This window comes from Salegentibacter haimaensis (genome assembly GCF_054121495.1).
The window spans coordinates 24,028-41,219 of sequence record NZ_JBSYGH010000015.1 but is presented as its reverse complement, the minus strand read 5'-3'; the positions used below and the strand labels follow the sequence as shown (position 1 = coordinate 41,219).

At 37.2% G+C, this 17,192-nt stretch carries 14 protein-coding genes and 1 pseudogene; all 15 read right to left on the bottom strand.

From position 1 onward, the window contains the following. Positions 1-115 precede the first annotated feature (115 nt). A complete protein-coding gene (locus ACW6QP_RS13310; protein WP_457911355.1) occupies positions 116-1,321 on the bottom strand; it encodes a primase-helicase family protein in 1,206 nt (401 codons plus the stop codon). Positions 1,322-1,339: 18 nt separating this feature from the next. Beyond that, positions 1,340-1,621: a helix-turn-helix transcriptional regulator gene (locus tag ACW6QP_RS13305; protein ID WP_457911354.1), complete on the bottom strand. Its 282-nt coding sequence runs from the start codon at positions 1,619-1,621 to the stop codon at positions 1,340-1,342. 282 nt (positions 1,622-1,903) lie between these two features. Continuing rightward, entirely contained in the window at positions 1,904-3,064 is a 1,161-nt protein-coding gene (locus ACW6QP_RS13300) for a tyrosine-type recombinase/integrase (RefSeq protein ID WP_457911353.1), read from the bottom strand. A gap of 154 nt (positions 3,065-3,218) precedes the next feature. Then, positions 3,219-3,395 carry a restriction endonuclease subunit S gene (locus tag ACW6QP_RS13295; protein WP_457911352.1) on the bottom strand — a complete coding sequence of 59 codons (177 nt, stop codon included), beginning with the start codon at positions 3,393-3,395 and terminating at the stop codon, positions 3,219-3,221. 1 nt (position 3,396) lies between these two features. Next, a complete protein-coding gene (locus tag ACW6QP_RS13290; protein ID WP_457911351.1) occupies positions 3,397-5,019 on the bottom strand; it encodes a type I restriction-modification system subunit M in 1,623 nt (540 codons plus the stop codon). A 313-nt stretch (positions 5,020-5,332) separates the two neighbouring features. Beyond that, complete coding sequence (locus ACW6QP_RS13285) at positions 5,333-6,298, bottom strand: potassium channel family protein (protein ID WP_457911350.1); 966 nt, start codon at positions 6,296-6,298, stop codon at positions 5,333-5,335. 507 nt (positions 6,299-6,805) lie between these two features. Continuing rightward, entirely contained in the window at positions 6,806-9,778 is a 2,973-nt protein-coding gene (locus ACW6QP_RS13280) for a heavy metal translocating P-type ATPase (protein ID WP_457911383.1), read from the bottom strand. Between the two features lie 45 nt (positions 9,779-9,823). Further along, positions 9,824-10,003 (bottom strand): annotated as a pseudogene (locus ACW6QP_RS13275) (heavy-metal-associated domain-containing protein); the annotation flags it as partial. A 73-nt stretch (positions 10,004-10,076) separates the two neighbouring features. After that, positions 10,077-11,408 (bottom strand): APC family permease, encoded by a 1,332-nt coding sequence (locus ACW6QP_RS13270; RefSeq protein ID WP_457911349.1) that lies wholly within the window; start codon positions 11,406-11,408, stop codon positions 10,077-10,079. A gap of 91 nt (positions 11,409-11,499) precedes the next feature. Next, positions 11,500-11,724, bottom strand: coding sequence for a four-helix bundle copper-binding protein (locus ACW6QP_RS13265; RefSeq protein WP_457911382.1), 225 nt, complete (start codon positions 11,722-11,724; stop codon positions 11,500-11,502). 1,244 nt (positions 11,725-12,968) lie between these two features. After that, positions 12,969-13,484 (bottom strand): MFS transporter, encoded by a 516-nt coding sequence (locus ACW6QP_RS13260; protein WP_457911348.1) that lies wholly within the window; start codon positions 13,482-13,484, stop codon positions 12,969-12,971. After that, complete coding sequence (locus tag ACW6QP_RS13255) at positions 13,485-15,587, bottom strand: copper-translocating P-type ATPase (RefSeq protein ID WP_457911347.1); 2,103 nt, start codon at positions 15,585-15,587, stop codon at positions 13,485-13,487. Positions 15,588-15,605: 18 nt separating this feature from the next. Continuing rightward, positions 15,606-15,899 (bottom strand): phosphoribosylpyrophosphate synthetase, encoded by a 294-nt coding sequence (locus ACW6QP_RS13250; protein WP_457911346.1) that lies wholly within the window; start codon positions 15,897-15,899, stop codon positions 15,606-15,608. A 7-nt stretch (positions 15,900-15,906) separates the two neighbouring features. Then, on the bottom strand, positions 15,907-16,485 hold the full coding sequence (locus ACW6QP_RS13245) for a hypothetical protein (protein ID WP_457911381.1): 579 nt from the start codon (positions 16,483-16,485) through the stop codon (positions 15,907-15,909). 153 nt (positions 16,486-16,638) lie between these two features. Continuing rightward, a complete protein-coding gene (locus tag ACW6QP_RS13240) occupies positions 16,639-17,181 on the bottom strand; it encodes an AAA family ATPase (protein ID WP_127844260.1) in 543 nt (180 codons plus the stop codon). Positions 17,182-17,192 lie beyond the last annotated feature (11 nt).

Genomic DNA, 17,192 nt, shown 5'->3' with positions numbered 1-17,192 from the left:
ATCACGTCATCATTTTTGAGTTTTTTACATTAATTTCTGTCATCACTTTTTATTTTGATGACAGAATGATGACAAAGTGATGACGGTCTTAAGCCCCATAAACACTGGCTTCGGCTCAATCTGTCATCAATTCATCAAAATTTTGAACTAGGAAAGGCTTTTCTATGGTAAAATAGCGCCCTTTTGCATCTTTTAAATCCATATCTCCATCACTCCAAATCACAAACTTTTGATATTTATTGGAGTTATCTTGATTCTTTAACTTCCAGTCTTTTTTTAATAACCGCCTAAGCTGTGTTAAATCGGTTTTCACTCTTGTCTTATTTAATGCATGTAAGGCATCAATAGGACATAGGTGTACTTCTTCTAAATCAAATTTTTCCATAACACTTAAAATGATGCTGGCCAACTCCTTTTCAACACGATTGCGATTATGTTGCACCAATTTTTTTAAAGCAACTGTTTTGATTTGCTGTGCAGTAAACCACATACGTGTTAAATGATTTGTAGAAAGCTGTCTTTGTTTTAGAAAATAGAGAAAGGCAGGAATTTCAGCAATAAGCTTTTCCAGGTAATCCGTATGTTCTTTTTCTATGACAGGAACTTTGATTACCCAGAACCGGGTTTCGTTGGCATCAATTTTAATAAAGTTATCTTCATTGTTACTACAAAGGATAAACTTTCCAAAGAATTCAACCTCGCGTTTATCTTTACCTTTCGCTTCTAGCTTATTGATATTGGTAGTACTCAAATATTTAATACGTTCTGTAAGTTCTTCCTTGTTAAAGAGAACTTCATCAATACAGATCAATAATTTATTGGCCCAATCAGCATTGAACTGACTGCTGAAACTATCATTAGTCAGATAAGTAAGATTATTATCAAATATTTCCTTTAACCATTTTAGAAAAGTACTTTTCCCAGTTGATCGTTCTTTCGATACCAAGCAGAGAATAGGTAGTACTTGAATAGGTCTAGCATATAATAATTGAAGATAATCTAGTCCTAATTCATATTGCTTACCAAAAATGTGCTCTATAAAATGCAGGGTAGTCTCCATTGTACCTTCCTTTGGTGTTTTCCCAAGAGGGGAGTAGATATTATAAAAGCCTTTGTACTCCTGTTTAAAATCAATGTGATTTGGCATACATGTAAACCCATCATATTTTGAGATCTTACTCAAATAAGACTTTCCATGATCTTGCCGAATAGTTTCGATACTCCAAGACACTAGAATTTCATTAAAATGTCCGGCTATGGTAGGTGCTTGTACCTTTTTATAATAGGAGGTTCCTACCCTTATATATGGTATTGCCTTCATAACGATGTGATTAGATGTTTATTTTTTCTTTAAAACATAGTCTAATGCCATGTTCTCTATTTCACATTTGGATTTTCGGTCATTTCGTAAAAGCCATTCATTCAGGAGATTGATATCAAAAAATATCATTTTACCATTTGGTTTACTGTGAGGAATAATACCAGCTGAAGTTAATTTATAGAGATAGCTGCGTGATATACCTGTATAATCACACGCTTCTTCTAAAGTAAGTACTTGTTTAGAGCCTAATAATAAGCTCTCAATTCTATCGAGTTTTTCTTCTAGTTTAATATTGTCCATTTTCTTCTATTTATAGATTAATAATGAACAAAGCGCTTTGTTTCTTTTTGTTGAATTCTCGAAATAAAAGTAAAAAGAAAGAAAATATTAGATGGATTTTGTTTAAATATTTTATTCACAAATAACTGATAAACAGCTAAATAAGTTCATTTAAGCGCAAATGAACCCAAAATTCACGAAGCTCATAAATTAAAGTTGTAAAACGTTTGATTTGAAAGTAAATAAAATGAGCCTAAATGTTGAAATATGAAGTTATTAACAGCAAAAACCTTAAAAGGAGTATTATTCAATGTTTTCAAGTTCTAGTTTTGGTACTAAATGCGCAGCTTCTTTCATTTTTTTATCAATAATTTTGGCATAAATCTCTGTAGTTCTTATTTCTTTGTGTCCTAGTCTTTTAGAAACTGTATATATATCAGCTCCATTTTCTAAAAGTAGAACAGCATTCGTATGTCTGGCGGAATGAAAAGTAATATGTTTAGTAATACCAGCAAACATACACCATCGCAATAATTTTAGATTCATATGGGCACTATAATGAAGATTGGTAAACACGCGATCATTTGGTTCTTTCCGTTCTCCAAGCAATTCTCTTGCTTGTTTAGAAATATATAAATACTCCATCCCTTCCGTTTTTTTCTGCTTGAAAATGATACGAAAGATTTCATTTCCTGAACTATCTATTCCTTCGTTTCTTACTTCAGACCAAGTTAATTTATTGATATCCGACCATCTTATACCGGTTAGTGCTGAAAATAGAAAGGCAGACTTTAATACCTTTACTTCACAAGGGGTTCTCGAGAGTTTTTGTAATTCTTCAGAAGTTAAATATTCTCTTTTGGATTCTGCCATGGTAAACCCTTTGACCTTCGTTATTAGGTTTTCTTTCATATAGCCTTCGTCAAAAGCAGCTCGTAATGCAGCTTTAAACTTGTTAAAGTAGGTGTGCTTTGTGTTTTGTGCTAGATTCTTATTGCCTTTAGTTACTGCTACAGTATTCAAATATTTCTTGAACCCTTTTATGAAATCAATATCTACATCATTAAAGGTTATGTGTTTAGGACAATACTTTTCTAAGTGCTTTTGTGCAGCTTCCCAATTGTCATAATTCCCTTTTGTCTCATAGCGTTCCTCTTTCTTTTGTTCATAAAAGTCTAATAAAGTAGTCTTACCTTTATGTTCACTCCGAATTCTGTACTTTCCTTGGTAAACTTCTGCTTTCCTGATTGCAAGAATTTGCTCAGCTAATTGGAGTTGCTCTTTATTCTTCTTCTTTTCAATGGCTGATTTTGGGTTAGTAACTAAATAGAGTTGTAAATACTCGTAATCTCTAAGGTGTTTAATTTTTCCGCTGTCTAGGGTTTGTATGCCTTTATAATATTCAATATATAGACTTAGTTTTCCTGTCCTTAATTTTTTCTTTCTTAAATGAACTTTTAACATAACGACACACTTTTTTGTGTCTCGCCAAATATGCGACACACATGAGACACAATAAAAGTACGAATATTATTAAATCAAAGGAAAGAAAGACACAAAAAGTTTTTAACAATCATTTGATTTACAGTTATTTAAATACAAATGGAACCAAATAAAATTAATATCTATTTTCCGATCCAATAAAAGGTATATCTCCTTTGTAATAGTTTTTATTGGAGCTAGTTGGAGTTCCACCAGAGAAAAAAGTACAGACTTCTTCTAGTTTGATGCTGTCCCAGCCTTCATCAAAATTAGGAAAACGTAATTGTGGTTGTGATTGTTTTTCTTCCTGCATCTTAAAAAGGCGTTTTAATATTCAATTCTTTACAGAAAGAAGCGATTAGCTCATCGGTTTCCTGCATGTTGGCATCGAGGTCTTGAATTTCGGTTGCCACGGCTTCAATATCTACCGGTTCTTCTTCTTCTTCAAAAGTGTCTACGTAACGGGGAATATTAAGGTTATAATCATTTTCAGCTACCTCGCTTAAAGGAGCCACGTAACTGTATTTATCTTCAGTTTTGCGCTCGTGGTAGGTACTAATAATTTTATCTATGTTTTCCTGGGTAAGTACGTTTTGAGTTTTTACTTTTTCGTAATGCTCACTGGCATCTATAAATAAAATGTCATCGGGGTTTTCACGGCATTTCTTATAAACCATTATACAAGTGGGAATGCTTGTACCATAAAAGATATTGGCCGGTAAGCCTATCACGGCATCGAGGTAATTTTTCTCTTTAATAAGATATTCTCTAATATGGCCCTCAGCACTTCCCCTAAATAATGCCCCGTGTGGGAGCACTACTGCCATTTGACCATTCTCGGCTAAATGGTAAACCATATGCTGCACGAAGGCAAAGTCCGCTTTGCTTTTTGGAGCCAACTTGCCATACTGGCTAAAGCGGTCGTCACTCATAAACAGCTGGTTGGCACTCCACTTGGCAGAGAAAGGTGGATTGGCTACAATGGCTTCAAAGCGATGCTCCAGGTGTTGTGGGTGCTCTAAAGTATCCTCCTGTTTTATATCGAATTTACGGTAATGTACCCCGTGCAAGATCATATTCATTCGCGCCAGGTTATAGGTAGTACGGTTGAGTTCCTGCCCGTAAAAATCGTTTACTTCTTCTACCTCCTTAGCTACCCGAAGCAATAGAGATCCACTTCCACAGGTTGGATCATAAACCGATTTTAGTTTCTTTTTCCCGGTGGTCACTAACTTTGCCAGGACCATACTAACCTCCTGGGGCGTATAGAATTCACCCGCTTTTTTACCTGCACCACTGGCAAATTTTCCTATGAGATATTCATAGGCATCACCGAGTACATCTAATTCGGTTTGCTCCAGTTTGAAATCAATTCTGTTTAGATGCCCTAATACTTTGGCAATAATTTCATTCCTGGCCTTAGGTGTTTTCCCCAGTTTGGTAGAATTTAAATCCAGGTCTTCAAAGAGGTTATCGAAATCTTCTTCGCTTTCGGTACCCATCGTGGAATTCTGCACATTGTTTAGAATAGTCTGCAAATCTTCCAGGATAAAATTGCTTTTAGTTTGGTAATCAGCTTCAGGATCGGCAGCCAGAGCCACTTCTTCCAGGCTTACCTCTTTGTGATTTCCGCGCTTGGCTACCGCGCTAAATAATTCTGAAGGTTTGAGAAAATAACCCAGTTTAATTAGAGCTTCTTCTTTAATAGCTTCTAAATATTCCTGCCCGGTTGTGGTGTCTTCATCAATAGTAGAATAGGTAATACCATCTGGTTTTAAAATGGTATTCGCATAGATTTCCATTTTCTCAGAGAGGTATTTATAAAAAATAAAGCCTAGAATGTAGTCCCTAAATTCATCGGCATTCATTTTTCCCCGTAAGGTGTTAGCAATATTCCAGAGTTGCTGTTCTAATTGCTTCTTATGATCTTCAGACATTTAATTGGTATAGCTTAAGTAGGTTAATTGTATATCATTATTACTTACAGCGAGGTAGGGTTTGCTGTAGGGAAGGCAAGATAAGAATTTCACAAATTTTTAAGTATGCGCATTAAATACTTTATTGGATTTAATTTGGTTCCATCAAATACCGGCAGAAGTTTCTATTCTGAAACGGCACCTATAAGTTCGGTGGCCGGTTTCTAGAATTCCTTTTTCAAAATTGATAATTAACGTTTGCCCTTAAGATAGGTTGGGTCTTGAAGATGTTAAAAATCAGAGACTTCGGTCACTATACTTGTTTTTACTTCTGTTATCCACCAACTACATTGTTCCAGCTAAAGCCTTCACTCTTAAATAGGCTTTCCAGTATCCTCCTTCGCTCTCTTAGCTCTTTAGAATTATTGGTTTCCAAATCATTTGGCAAATCCTCTCCATTCACCGAATTTTCCACATTAGGAAGACTTCGGGAAAAATTTTTATCAAGGTTCTGCAGAAAATTGGAAATTGCTGAGCGAAGCAAGTCAATCTCTTCCTGTAAACTTTCTCCTTTATTTGAATAGATAATTATAGATAACGCTTCATCTAACCTTGTAATATTAATAGAAAAACAATCTTTTTCTTCAGAGCGACTATAGAAATGAACAACGGGATACGCCTGATGACTCACCGAATGTTGATCGACTAATTCCTGAAGCGTGTGAACTTGCTGATAGCAGTAGGAAGGATCTAAGGACAATAATTTGCTTGCAATATCTTTGGGTTGGTTTCCAAGATTATATATACTTTTTGCCAAAGTTCTTTTTCTTACTACAGCAGATGAAACTGAGAGGAAGTAAGTCATAGAGCTGGTGATAAATATAAACCCAAAGAAGGAAAAACAACTTGTTACCAGCTCAAAAAAAGGCGAAGTAGGCTTAAAATTTCCCAACCCAAGTGTGGAAAGGGTATAACCTGTAAAGTAGAGCCTTTCCCAGTTATACGCCGCTCTCCCGCTACTGTTGGTTATAGCCTCAGGGTTTGATGAGTACACCAGGAAAAGTCCAAGCCAAATCAGGAGAAGCCATACTAAGAGGATCATAAGATTGACAAATAGGCCATTATAATCATAAGCCTTTCTTCCAAAGATCCTGACGCAAAAATGGATAATCCTATCCGATAAAATTGCCACATTTTCAGAAACAAAACCCGCTCCACTGGCGGAGAGGGTGGTGTAAAAGAAATCATGTATAGCTAACAATAGTATGATGAATCCGAGGATCAGTAAGGTTGTTGACATTTTTACTAGTTTATAGTGGCTTAATTTTTAACTTAAGGTTTTGCCTTTGGAAATGGTCAATTGATGAAAAATAAATTATTTTGAAAGCCTACAAAAAAAGAATCATTTGGTGCAACTTCCTTCGCTCCTTTGGAATTAATGTGAACCTTAGGATCGCAGAAGACTTCTTCTGCAATCCACCACCCCAATTCCACAATTACCAAAGAAATGAGAATTAAAAACCATATTCGCCTATTTGTTGTTCTCTCTCTTTTTGATTTCATAGCTCTTACTGAGATTCTTCGATGCATTATGTAAAGGAGAAAATTTTCTTGACATTAAATTTTTTGAATTTGAATAGCAGTTATTCTTTACAATTATTTAAACTCCTTCCATTACCTGAATTCTACAATTCATCTTCTTACGATGCTTTGCTTCTACTATTATGGAAAATCTTTTAATATTTAAAATATAATTTTGGTACTCCAGCTTTACCGGTTGCCAGCCTTAATTGACCATTGGATTAGATTAAAGCTTTACATCTCTCAGACGTAGGGCGTTTACTATAACTGAAACAGAACTCAGGCTCATAGCCAACGCCGCAATCATAGGTGAAAGCAGTATTCCGAAAAAAGGGTATAACAGTCCTGCTGCAATTGGAATCCCCAGAGTATTATATATTAAAGCGAAAAAAAGGTTCTGCTTAATGTTCTTCATAACCTTTTGGCTCAAAATCTTAGCCTTGGCAATTCCTTTTAGATCCCCTTTTACCAGAGTAATTCCCGCACTCTCAATAGCAACATCTGTCCCGGTACCCATTGCTATTCCAATATCAGCCTGAGCTAAAGCAGGAGCATCATTTATTCCGTCCCCTGCCATGGCGACTTTCTTACCTTCCAACTGCAAACGCTCTACTTCCTTTAATTTATCTTTTGGCAGCATTTGTGCTCTAAAGCCATCCAGGTTTAAAGTTTCACTAACAGCTTTGGCAGTATCTCCATTGTCTCCTGTTAACATGAAGACTTCCATCCCCAAATTATGAAGTTCTTGAATGGCTTCTTTACTGGAAGATTTAATTCTATCTGATATAACCACAAACCCGATAATCTCGTTTCCTTCAGCTATATAAGAAACAGTTTTTCCTAATTGTTGTTCTGCTTTTACTTGTTCACGAAGTTTTTCAGAAATTTGAGCATTTTCCTGCTCCATTAGTCTATCATTTCCTAAAGATATTTTCTTACCGTTCAGTTCAGCAGTAACACCTTTTCCTGTAACCGCATGAAAATTGGAGACTAACTTTACTTCTATTTCCTTTTCTTCAGCGTAGCGTATAGTAGCCTCTGCCAAGGGATGTTCACTACTGCTATTAACCGAGGCTATCTTCTGAAGGACCTCTTTTTCAGAAAATTTGGATGATGCAGGAACTACCTTTTCTACAGAAGGCTTTCCTTCAGTGACAGTTCCTGTCTTGTCAATTATTACCACATCAACCTTATTAAACCTTTCGAGTGATTCGGCATTTTTTATAAGAACCCCTGATTGTGCACCTTTTCCCACTCCTACCATGATAGACATGGGAGTAGCCAATCCTAGTGCACAGGGACAAGCAATGATCAATACTGCGATGGCATTTACCAAAGCATATACGTAGGCTGGTTCCGGTCCAAATATGGCCCAAATGATAAAGGTCAGGACAGACACTGCAACTACCACGGGAACAAAATAACCTGAAATTCTATCAGCAAGCTTTTGTATTGGTGCCCGGGATCTACTCGCCGCATTTACCATTTCAATAATTTGGGAGAGAAGGGTTTCTGAGCCAACCTTTTCAGCCACCATAATGAAGGTTTTGTTTCCATTTATAGTTCCTGAGCTTACTTTATCGCCTACCGCCTTATCCACGGGAATAGGTTCCCCTGTTATCATGGATTCGTCAATATTGCTTTCCCCTTCCTTTATACGTCCGTCTACAGGAATTTTCTCTCCCGGTTTTACCCGCAGCAAATCTCCTTTATTGATATCGTCTATCATCACCACCTGCTCTTTTCCATCGACTATCCGGGTGGCTTTGTTCGGTGCGAGCTTTAAAAGTTCTTTAATAGCTGAATTTGTCTTTCCATGAGCTCGTGCTTCCAGCAATTGCCCCAGCAGAACGAGGGTGAGGATGATGGTCGCCACTTCATAATAGACAAAAACGGTACCCTGTTCTGTTTTAAATTGAGCAGGAAGAGCATTCGGAAACACCATAGCTGCCAAACTAAAAAGCCAGGCTACCCCTGCACCTATCCCTATTAGTGTAAACATATTTAAGTTCCACGTCTTTATAGATCTATAAGCACGTTCGAAAAACATCCAGGTGGCATAAAAAACAACTGGAACAGATAGCCCTAACTGAACCCAGTTCCAGTACTCCCAATCCATTACCTCCAACAGTGGATTATCTGAAAACATTTCTTCAGACATCGCTATTATTAAAATAGGAATGGTGAAGGCAGTAGCAATCCAGAACTTCTGCAGCAGTTTCTTATAGGTCTTATCTTCTTCATCCACACCTCCTTCCATAGGCACAAGGTCCATTCCGCAGATTGGGCACGAACCCATTTCATCCTCTACTATTTCAGGATGCATGGGGCAGGTAAATCGCTGAGGCAACTTTTGAGAGGACGGTGCTTCAACAAGATCCATCCCGCACACCGGGCAATCCCCGGGTTTGTTGTAGGTTTTTTCTCCCTCACAGTGCATAGGACAATAAAAGGTTCCAGATCCTCCCGTCGTTTTTTCTGTACTTTTTTTAGACGGTTTTTTAGGTTTCTCTCCCGGCATAGTGATGGAATAAGTTCCACCATCATCCTCCAGTTTTTTCTGAAAAGTTTTAAGTGGAATATGTTTGTCCATCTCTATCACCGCCTCTTCCTTTTCCAGGTTTACCGCTGCATTAGTAACCCCATCTACTTCGCTCAAAGCTTTTTCCACATGACTTCTGCAACCGCTGCAGGTCATTCCATGAACGGCATAAGTGTGCTTCATCTTTTTTTCACTGCTATATCTTTCCGAAGGTTGAGAAATTCTGTAATTCGAATCTTTTAAAGCCTCCTGAAATTTAGCAATTTCTATATGGCTTTCCATCTCTACAGTAGCTTCAGCTTTGTCAAGATTTACCGAGGCCTTTGTGACTCCATCTACTTCATTTAAGGTTTTTTCGACATGGCTACGACAACCATTGCAAGTCATCCCGTGAACAGCATAGGTACGCGTTATATTTGTGTGTGAACCACCTCCTTCCTTATTAGGTAGAGCAATAGAATAGCTTCCTTTCGTTTCTTCTAGTGCCTGTTGTAGTTTTGCCACGGGCACATGCTGCTTCATTTTAATAACTGCCGTTTTATCCTGAAGATTTACTTCAACATTAGAGACTCCTTCAACTCCTTGCAAAGCTTTCTCCACCGTACTTCGACAACCATTGCAGGTCATTCCAGATATTGTATAAGAATGTTTCATCACCTCCCCACCATGTTCCTCTTGCGCCGGTGCAATACTATATTTTGACCCTTTTAAAGCTTCCTGAAATTTATCTATACCAATATGGTGTTCCATTTCTATAGTAGCTTCAGCTTTTTCCAGATCTACCGAGGCCTTTGTGACTCCTTCAACTTCATTTAAATTTTTTTCCACATGACTTCGGCAGCCATTACAAGTCATTCCGGTTATTTTATATGTTTGTATCATTTTCATTTTCCTTAAAAAATTAAAAATTTATATTTAAATCCTATAAAATGTGGGACTGTTTAAATAAGCTTTTCTAAGCTTTATCATCATGAGAATGAGCCACACTCTCCTCTTCATTTAACCTTTTTTTCAGAAAGAAAAATTCAGCAATAAAAATTAGAATAATAGAAGGAACCGCAACATAAATAATAAAGACATCAGTTTGAGCCTTTACGATTAAGAAGGCTATAAGCACAACAAGATCAAGAATGATCGCTGTAATTAAAATAGATGCTTTTGCTTCTACTTCCTTTCTCAAGTACCTAAAAACCCCCACATGAACGATTATATCCATTACTAAATAAAAAATAGCACCCAAAGAAGCAATCCGGCTTAGATCAAAAAATATGGTTAAGGTAATTGCTATTACCACTATGTATACCAACATGTGTCTTTGAATTGTGCCAGACATGCCCAGATGGCTGTGGGGTATTAAATGCATATCCGTCAGCATCCCTGTCATTCGTGAAACTGCAAAAACACTTGCAATCACTCCGGAAACTGTTGCTATAATAGCAATACCACCTGTAAATATTAACCCAAAATCCCCAAATAGCGGCCGTGCAGCTTCCGCAAGAGAGTAATCCTTGGCTTCTATTATTTGGGAAATTGATAGATTGGATCCTACAGCGAGAGCCACAAAGAAATATATCACCACACATATTGCCAGAGAAATTACTATGGCCCTACTTACGTTTTTGTGAGGTTTTTTAATTTCACTCCCGCTATTGGTTATAGTAGTAAATCCTTTATATGCCAAAATAGATAGGGCGAGTGCAGCAACATAATCAACTATGCGGTTCTTGGGATCTTCAGAAGGAACAGCCGCACCTAAATCCACACCGGAGGCCCAAAGAGCTCCTGCTGCAAAAATTATTAAACCTCCTATTTTTAATGCGGCCATATAAAGGGAAATTTTTCCTATTGCCTTATTTCCAAGAATATTAACAACAAAGGCAGTTATAAGCAATCCTACACCTAAGGCAGGAACCCAGAAACTATTTTCCCCAATATCGAATAGCTGCAGGGTATAACTTCCAAATGTCCTTGCGACAAGACTTTCATTAATAACCATTGAAAAGGCCATGAGCAAAGATGCGGCAGCTGTGATAGTCCCTTTGCCATAAGCCTTTTGTAAATACATAGCTATCCCTCCTGCTGAAGGATAAGCATTAGACATTTTAATGTAAGAGTAGGCACTAAAGCCGGAAATAATTCCTCCCAATATAAAAGCATATGCGAAATACTCCCCGGAGAGTTCAGCCACCTGCCCAAGGAGCGCAAAAATCCCGGCACCAATCATTACACCTGTTCCCATTGCCACCGCTCCGGTAAGGGAAAGGCTGTTCTTTTTATATTCAGCCATATAATTTTTCAGGAAATTTTTATTACTCTAATAGTATTAACTACAAAAAGCCCGGAATCCCGAGCTTTTTCATTCTTGAGCATTGCTTCAATCAAGCAGCGTACTGTGAACAAGCCTCGGCACACCTTCTACAAGCTTCAGCACATTGCTTACAATGATCTGATTTATGCTTTTCACATTCATCAGCACATTTCTGACATATTTCCTGACAATACCTTACTAAACCTGATACGTCTTGCGAATCCACTGCTAAGGCTTCGGCTGTAGCAGTACAAGTCGTAGCACAAATCTTGTCTAAACGAATACATCTTACCATCATTTTAATATCCTCTTCATCTAAACAGGCATCTGCACAATGGTAGCAATGTGCGGCACAATTATACAACGCACTAATTAATTCTTGATTTCTCATATTATTGTTTTTTAGGTTAAACTTATTTCGAAGTTACAATATCAAAAGGGTGATTTATATTAAAAATTGGGTAAATACCTTAGGTATTAGGGTTTTATGATTTCTTTAGGACAAAAAAGTGGTGTATCAACAGGAATTTGGTCTTTATATTAAGAGGTAGTTATAACCAGTTTAATCAATTTTTTTTTGTTTCCGGAGTTGACCACAAAAAGGGCTATTGATAGACATCAAAACAACAATTGATAAAATTCTTTGGCGTTCCTTTAAACGTAAAATGACGTCCATGAGATTTGTCTCATCTCCCCTACTGGCATGGACGGTTTCGAACCTGGAGAAAAATTAAGTCCTTCCAATAGAAACAGTACCTTTTCCTATTCAATTCAAAAAACGATATTGGAGGAAAGATACCGGGAGTTAGATTGGGCTTACTCCCGCTATTGCAGAAATCTGCAGATTTCACCCCGCCCACTGATACAGAAAAAACAGACCTAGCTTTTAGGCAAGGAACAAACCAAAATAATCAACAGAACAAACCCTGCTCCAAGTGCTGCAATTTGCCAGGGCTTAAATCCCTTCCTCACAAGATATTCTATTCCCCACCAAATAGCCCAGGCTGCAACTAAAAAAACGATGGACCAACTCCAGCTATTCATTTTCAAGTACTTTTAAGACTCAAAATGACAAAAAAATAAAAATAATTGTTCATCTCTAAATTCTCTTTTCTACAGTTGGTAAGATATCATAAGTTCGTTAAACAACAGTTGTTCTTTTGTTTACTTGAAAAAGCTCTTAAGCTCATAAACATTCTCCTCAAAATCTACCCTTAAAGTTTACTGCATAAAACCAAAAAGAGGGCTGCTTCAATATTACATTGAAGATTGTTCTGCAGGCTTTGATCCACTAAAGCAGCTCATTCCTCATCGGAACCGAAAATATCTGTTCATAAAATTCCTCCTGGTTGTAAAAATTATCTTGGGTGTAATTAAATTCTTCATTTTGTTTAGATGAAAAAATCAGAAGGGTCTTTTTTTCATCTTCAATAGCAAGACTTTTTACGCTTCTATAGGCAGGCAAGGATTTAAGGTTTTCAAAGCTTACTTGTTCCTGAACAACGACTTTTTGTTCCTTTTGATTTAATTCTGCTCTTCCTATTTTAAATGAAGGTCAGTTTGAGACAGAAAGCCACCAATGACAGGGCCAAAAATAACACCAGAGCTAATGGCAACACCCGACCAACCCATTATTTTTGTTCTTCGTTTTTCAGAAGTAATGTCGCTCAAATATGCGTTGCTAACTGGAATAACTGATGACGTGAAAATACCACCAAAGATGCGAGCAACATATAGCATCGTCAATGATGTAGCAAGACCGGTAAGTAATTGCATAATTACAAAGCCGATTAGCCCAACAATGATAATGGGTTTACGGCCGTATTTATCGGATAGCCTGCCCCAGAGTACAACGAAAAGAAGCTGGAAGAGCGGATAAATACTGGTCAAAAAACCAATATGAAAGTTAATCGAATCAGTATCTAGGTTATCTCCTAAAGCTAATCTTTCGGTATAGTAGGGAAGGGTTGGCAATAATATACCATAGCCCAACATCACTACAAATAAACTCAACAGAATTAAAAATATCCTGTTGAGTTTTTCTTTTTGGTTCATTTATTTTTTACCGATTTTTCGCTTTAATAGTTGCGCATTAATGGCCACTATAATCGTACTTAAACTCATAAATACCGCTCCTACAGCTGGTCCTAAAACAAAGCCTGAAGAATATAATACACCGGCTGCTAAAGGAATAGCCACTACATTATATCCTGTAGCCCAAATCAAATTCTGAATCATTTTATTGTAGGTGGCTTTTCCAAAGAGAATTAAGTTGGCAATATCCTGTGGGTTACTGTTGACCAGAATGATATCTGCTGTTTCGGCGGCAACGTCCGTACCTGAACCAACTGCAATTCCCACATCAGCTTTGGCAAGTGCGGGCGCATCATTTACACCATCACCCGTCATCGCTACAAATTCGCCTTTGTTCTGTAACTCTTCTACAATTTCAACTTTTTGATGTGGCAATACTTCGGCGTAGTAACCATCCAATCCAAGTTTTTCACTCACAGCCTTAGCGGTTTTTTCATTATCGCCAGTTGCCATCAAGACTTTAATATTGTTTTTTTTGAATATTTTTATAGCTTCCGCAGATTCAGGTCTTATTTCATCAGCAAGAGCAATGTATCCTGCTAGCTGGCCATCTATTAATACAAATACAACAGTTTCAGCAGCGTCACTATAAGCATCTTCAGGAATAGTGATTTTTTCATCCCTTAAATAACCAGGGCTGACCACCTTCACTTGTTTACCATCTACATTTGCCTCTACACCTTTTCCTGTAATTGCATTAAAGTTTTCAGGTTTTGGAATAGTAATGTTATCTTCTTTAACTCTTTTAATAATACCAACTGCAATGGGGTGTTCTGAGCTTTGTTCCAATGCACTTGAAAGTCTTAAAATTTCCTCTGTTGAATAAGCTTCTTTAACAGATTCGATTCGAGTGACACCAAAATCACCTTTGGTTAGTGTTCCTGTTTTATCAAAAAGCAAAGCTGAAATTTTTCTTGACTCTTCAAAAGCAGTTCTATTTCGGATAAGCAATCCATTTTGAGCAGATACTGCCGTAGAAATCGCAACCACAAGGGGAATGGCAAGACCCAATGCGTGTGGACAAGCAATGACCATAACGGTAACCATTCTTTCTAAAGCATAGACAAATGGAAAGCCTAAAATCAGCCATACCGCTAATGTTCCAAAACCAATAGCCAAAGCGATATAGGTTAACCATTTTGCAGCCCTGTCTGAAAGATTTTGCATCTTGGATTTGGTTTTTTGCGCTTCTTCGACCATTTTGATGACCTTGTTGAGATAGCTATCTTTTCCAGTATGCTCAACCTTTACTTTTAAGGTACTGTTACCATTTACCGAACCACCAATAACCTTATCGTTTTCATCTTTTTTTACAGGTTTGGATTCGCCTGTAAGCATAGATTCGTTCAGGTAACTTGAACCGTCTACTATAATCCCATCAGCAGGAACTTTTTCGCCTGGTTTAACCAAAATCACATCATCCTTTAGTAAATCTTCAAGAGGGATGTCTTCTATGATGTCGCCTTTTACCCTGTGCGCTTCCGCAGGCATCATACTTACCAGTAACTGTAAAGCTTTTGACGCACCTAACACACTTTTCATTTCTATCCAATGACCAAGCAACATTATGGCTATAAGTGTTGATAGCTCCCAGAAAAAGTCTTCGCCTCTTAAGCCAAATACGGTCGCGGTGCTATAAAAATAAGCTACAGAAATTGCCATAGAAATCAAGGTCATCATTCCTGGCGCACCTTTTTTGATTTCAGACCAGAATCCTTTTAAAAATGGCCAACCACCATAGAAATATACGATTGTGGAAAGTGCAAAAAGGATATATGGATTTCCGGGAAGCAAAAACTCATATCCAAAAAAGTCCTGAATCATCGGCGAGAAGAACAGTATGGGAATAGTAAGTACAAGGGTTACCCAAAACCGTTTTCTAAAATCGGCAATCATCATTTTATGATGGTCGTGGCCCATTTGACCGTGACCCGGATTGTGACCCGAATGGTCCCCACCTTTGTGGTTCATTTTAGAATGGTCTTCTTTTTTGTGTTTCATCTTCGAATGGTCCATTTTAGAATGGTCCATTTCATCGTGATTGTGGTGTTCGTGATTTTCCATTATTGTCTTGTTTAAGTGTTATCGTAATTTTTTTCTCATAGCTTCCGAAATGTTTTCGGCATAGACGCCATAGGCATCTACCAAAAGTCCTTTAATCCCATTTTTTGATGAAATAGCATAAAGCACACTATTATCGTCGGTACTGCTCATACCCTCAAAACGATGCATCTCGTCAACATTAAAATCTTCTGGGTGTATTTCAATTTTTAGTGAGGCACACTCCAAACATTCTGGTTTTAGGTTAAAATCATAGGTATATCCTCTTTGTTGAAGAGCACTGATAGCTTCTGAAAGGGTGTCGTAATTGTTCATTTACGTTTTATTTATAAGTCATTGTAAAATAACTGTTGTCTTCCTCTGTAAACTTCTGAAAGGTCAACAAGCCGTTACCGTTTAATTTTTCGCTGACGGTATAGTTGAGTTGCTTAATGCGAATTCCCAAGGCATAGGCCTTAATATTTATTTTTGATTTAATAGTGTTTTTGCCAGCTTCTAATTTTCGATCGTAAATTTTTATGATGCTTTTTGAACCGAAAAAATTCAACAAGCCCGAGTCAAAACTCATTTCCAATTCAATATTTTTCAGATTATCCAAATTGTATAGTTCTTTAAATTTCTTTGAAGTGGTGTTGATTTCTGTTTTCTTTGATTTTGGATTGGAAAACGGGAAAGCCATTACCACTACACTTGCTTCATCAGGCTTGCAACGATAGGTTGTGGTGTATTTATCGGTCAATTTTTTGTCTTTATCAAACAATTCCGTAACTACCTCAATTTCATAGTATCCATTTTTCTTTATTGTTTCACTGGCTTTGAAAGTTTGTTTATTTAAAAAAGAACCATTTTCATCAAAGTTTTCCCGAATAACAACTCTGCCTGAAATCTGCCCAATAAGCATTTCGTTTTGAGCATTTATACCTGTACAGCCCAAAATAAAATAGAACAATGCTGCCGTGAACATCATAGCTGTGCTATATGTTGTAGGATATTTTCTATTGAATTTTCTAAACATTTTCTTTATAAATTACATTTAGATACTTGATCGTGTATGCTATTCTATGTTTTTTAAAATAAATTCTACCCGTTCAGTTGGTGGCAAAACTGGAACAGAAACAATTGGAAATCCCAAGGAAGTGTAAACATCTATTATTAATTGGTGTATTTTCTTTTGAGCCTCTTCATCCTCAGTACGGGCATAATCTTTGGTGAATGGTAATCGGTCTAAAATGAATATTTTTTTATAGGAAGTGTTTTTAACTGCGGTGAGCAGCTTCTCATCATAATCAAGCTTTAAAAATTGATAGTATGCCATAGCATCTGGAATGGCCCTATCTAAGAAAACCAAGTCTTGGGGCAATATGGAAGCTTCTTGTTCTATTTGCATATCCAAGACCCCTATTTGAAATTTCTTACGATTACTTCTTAATTCTTCAACCGTTTGACCTTCAGTACGCATGGTGTCTATATAGTGCCTTGCATGCTCAATGGTTGTTTTATAACCTCTCTCAGCCAGCATATTAATTACAGTGGTTTTTCCAGTACTAGGTCCGCCGGTAATCACTTGCCAGTTCGTGCTTGCTTTTTTGGTTTGCATTTTTATATGAT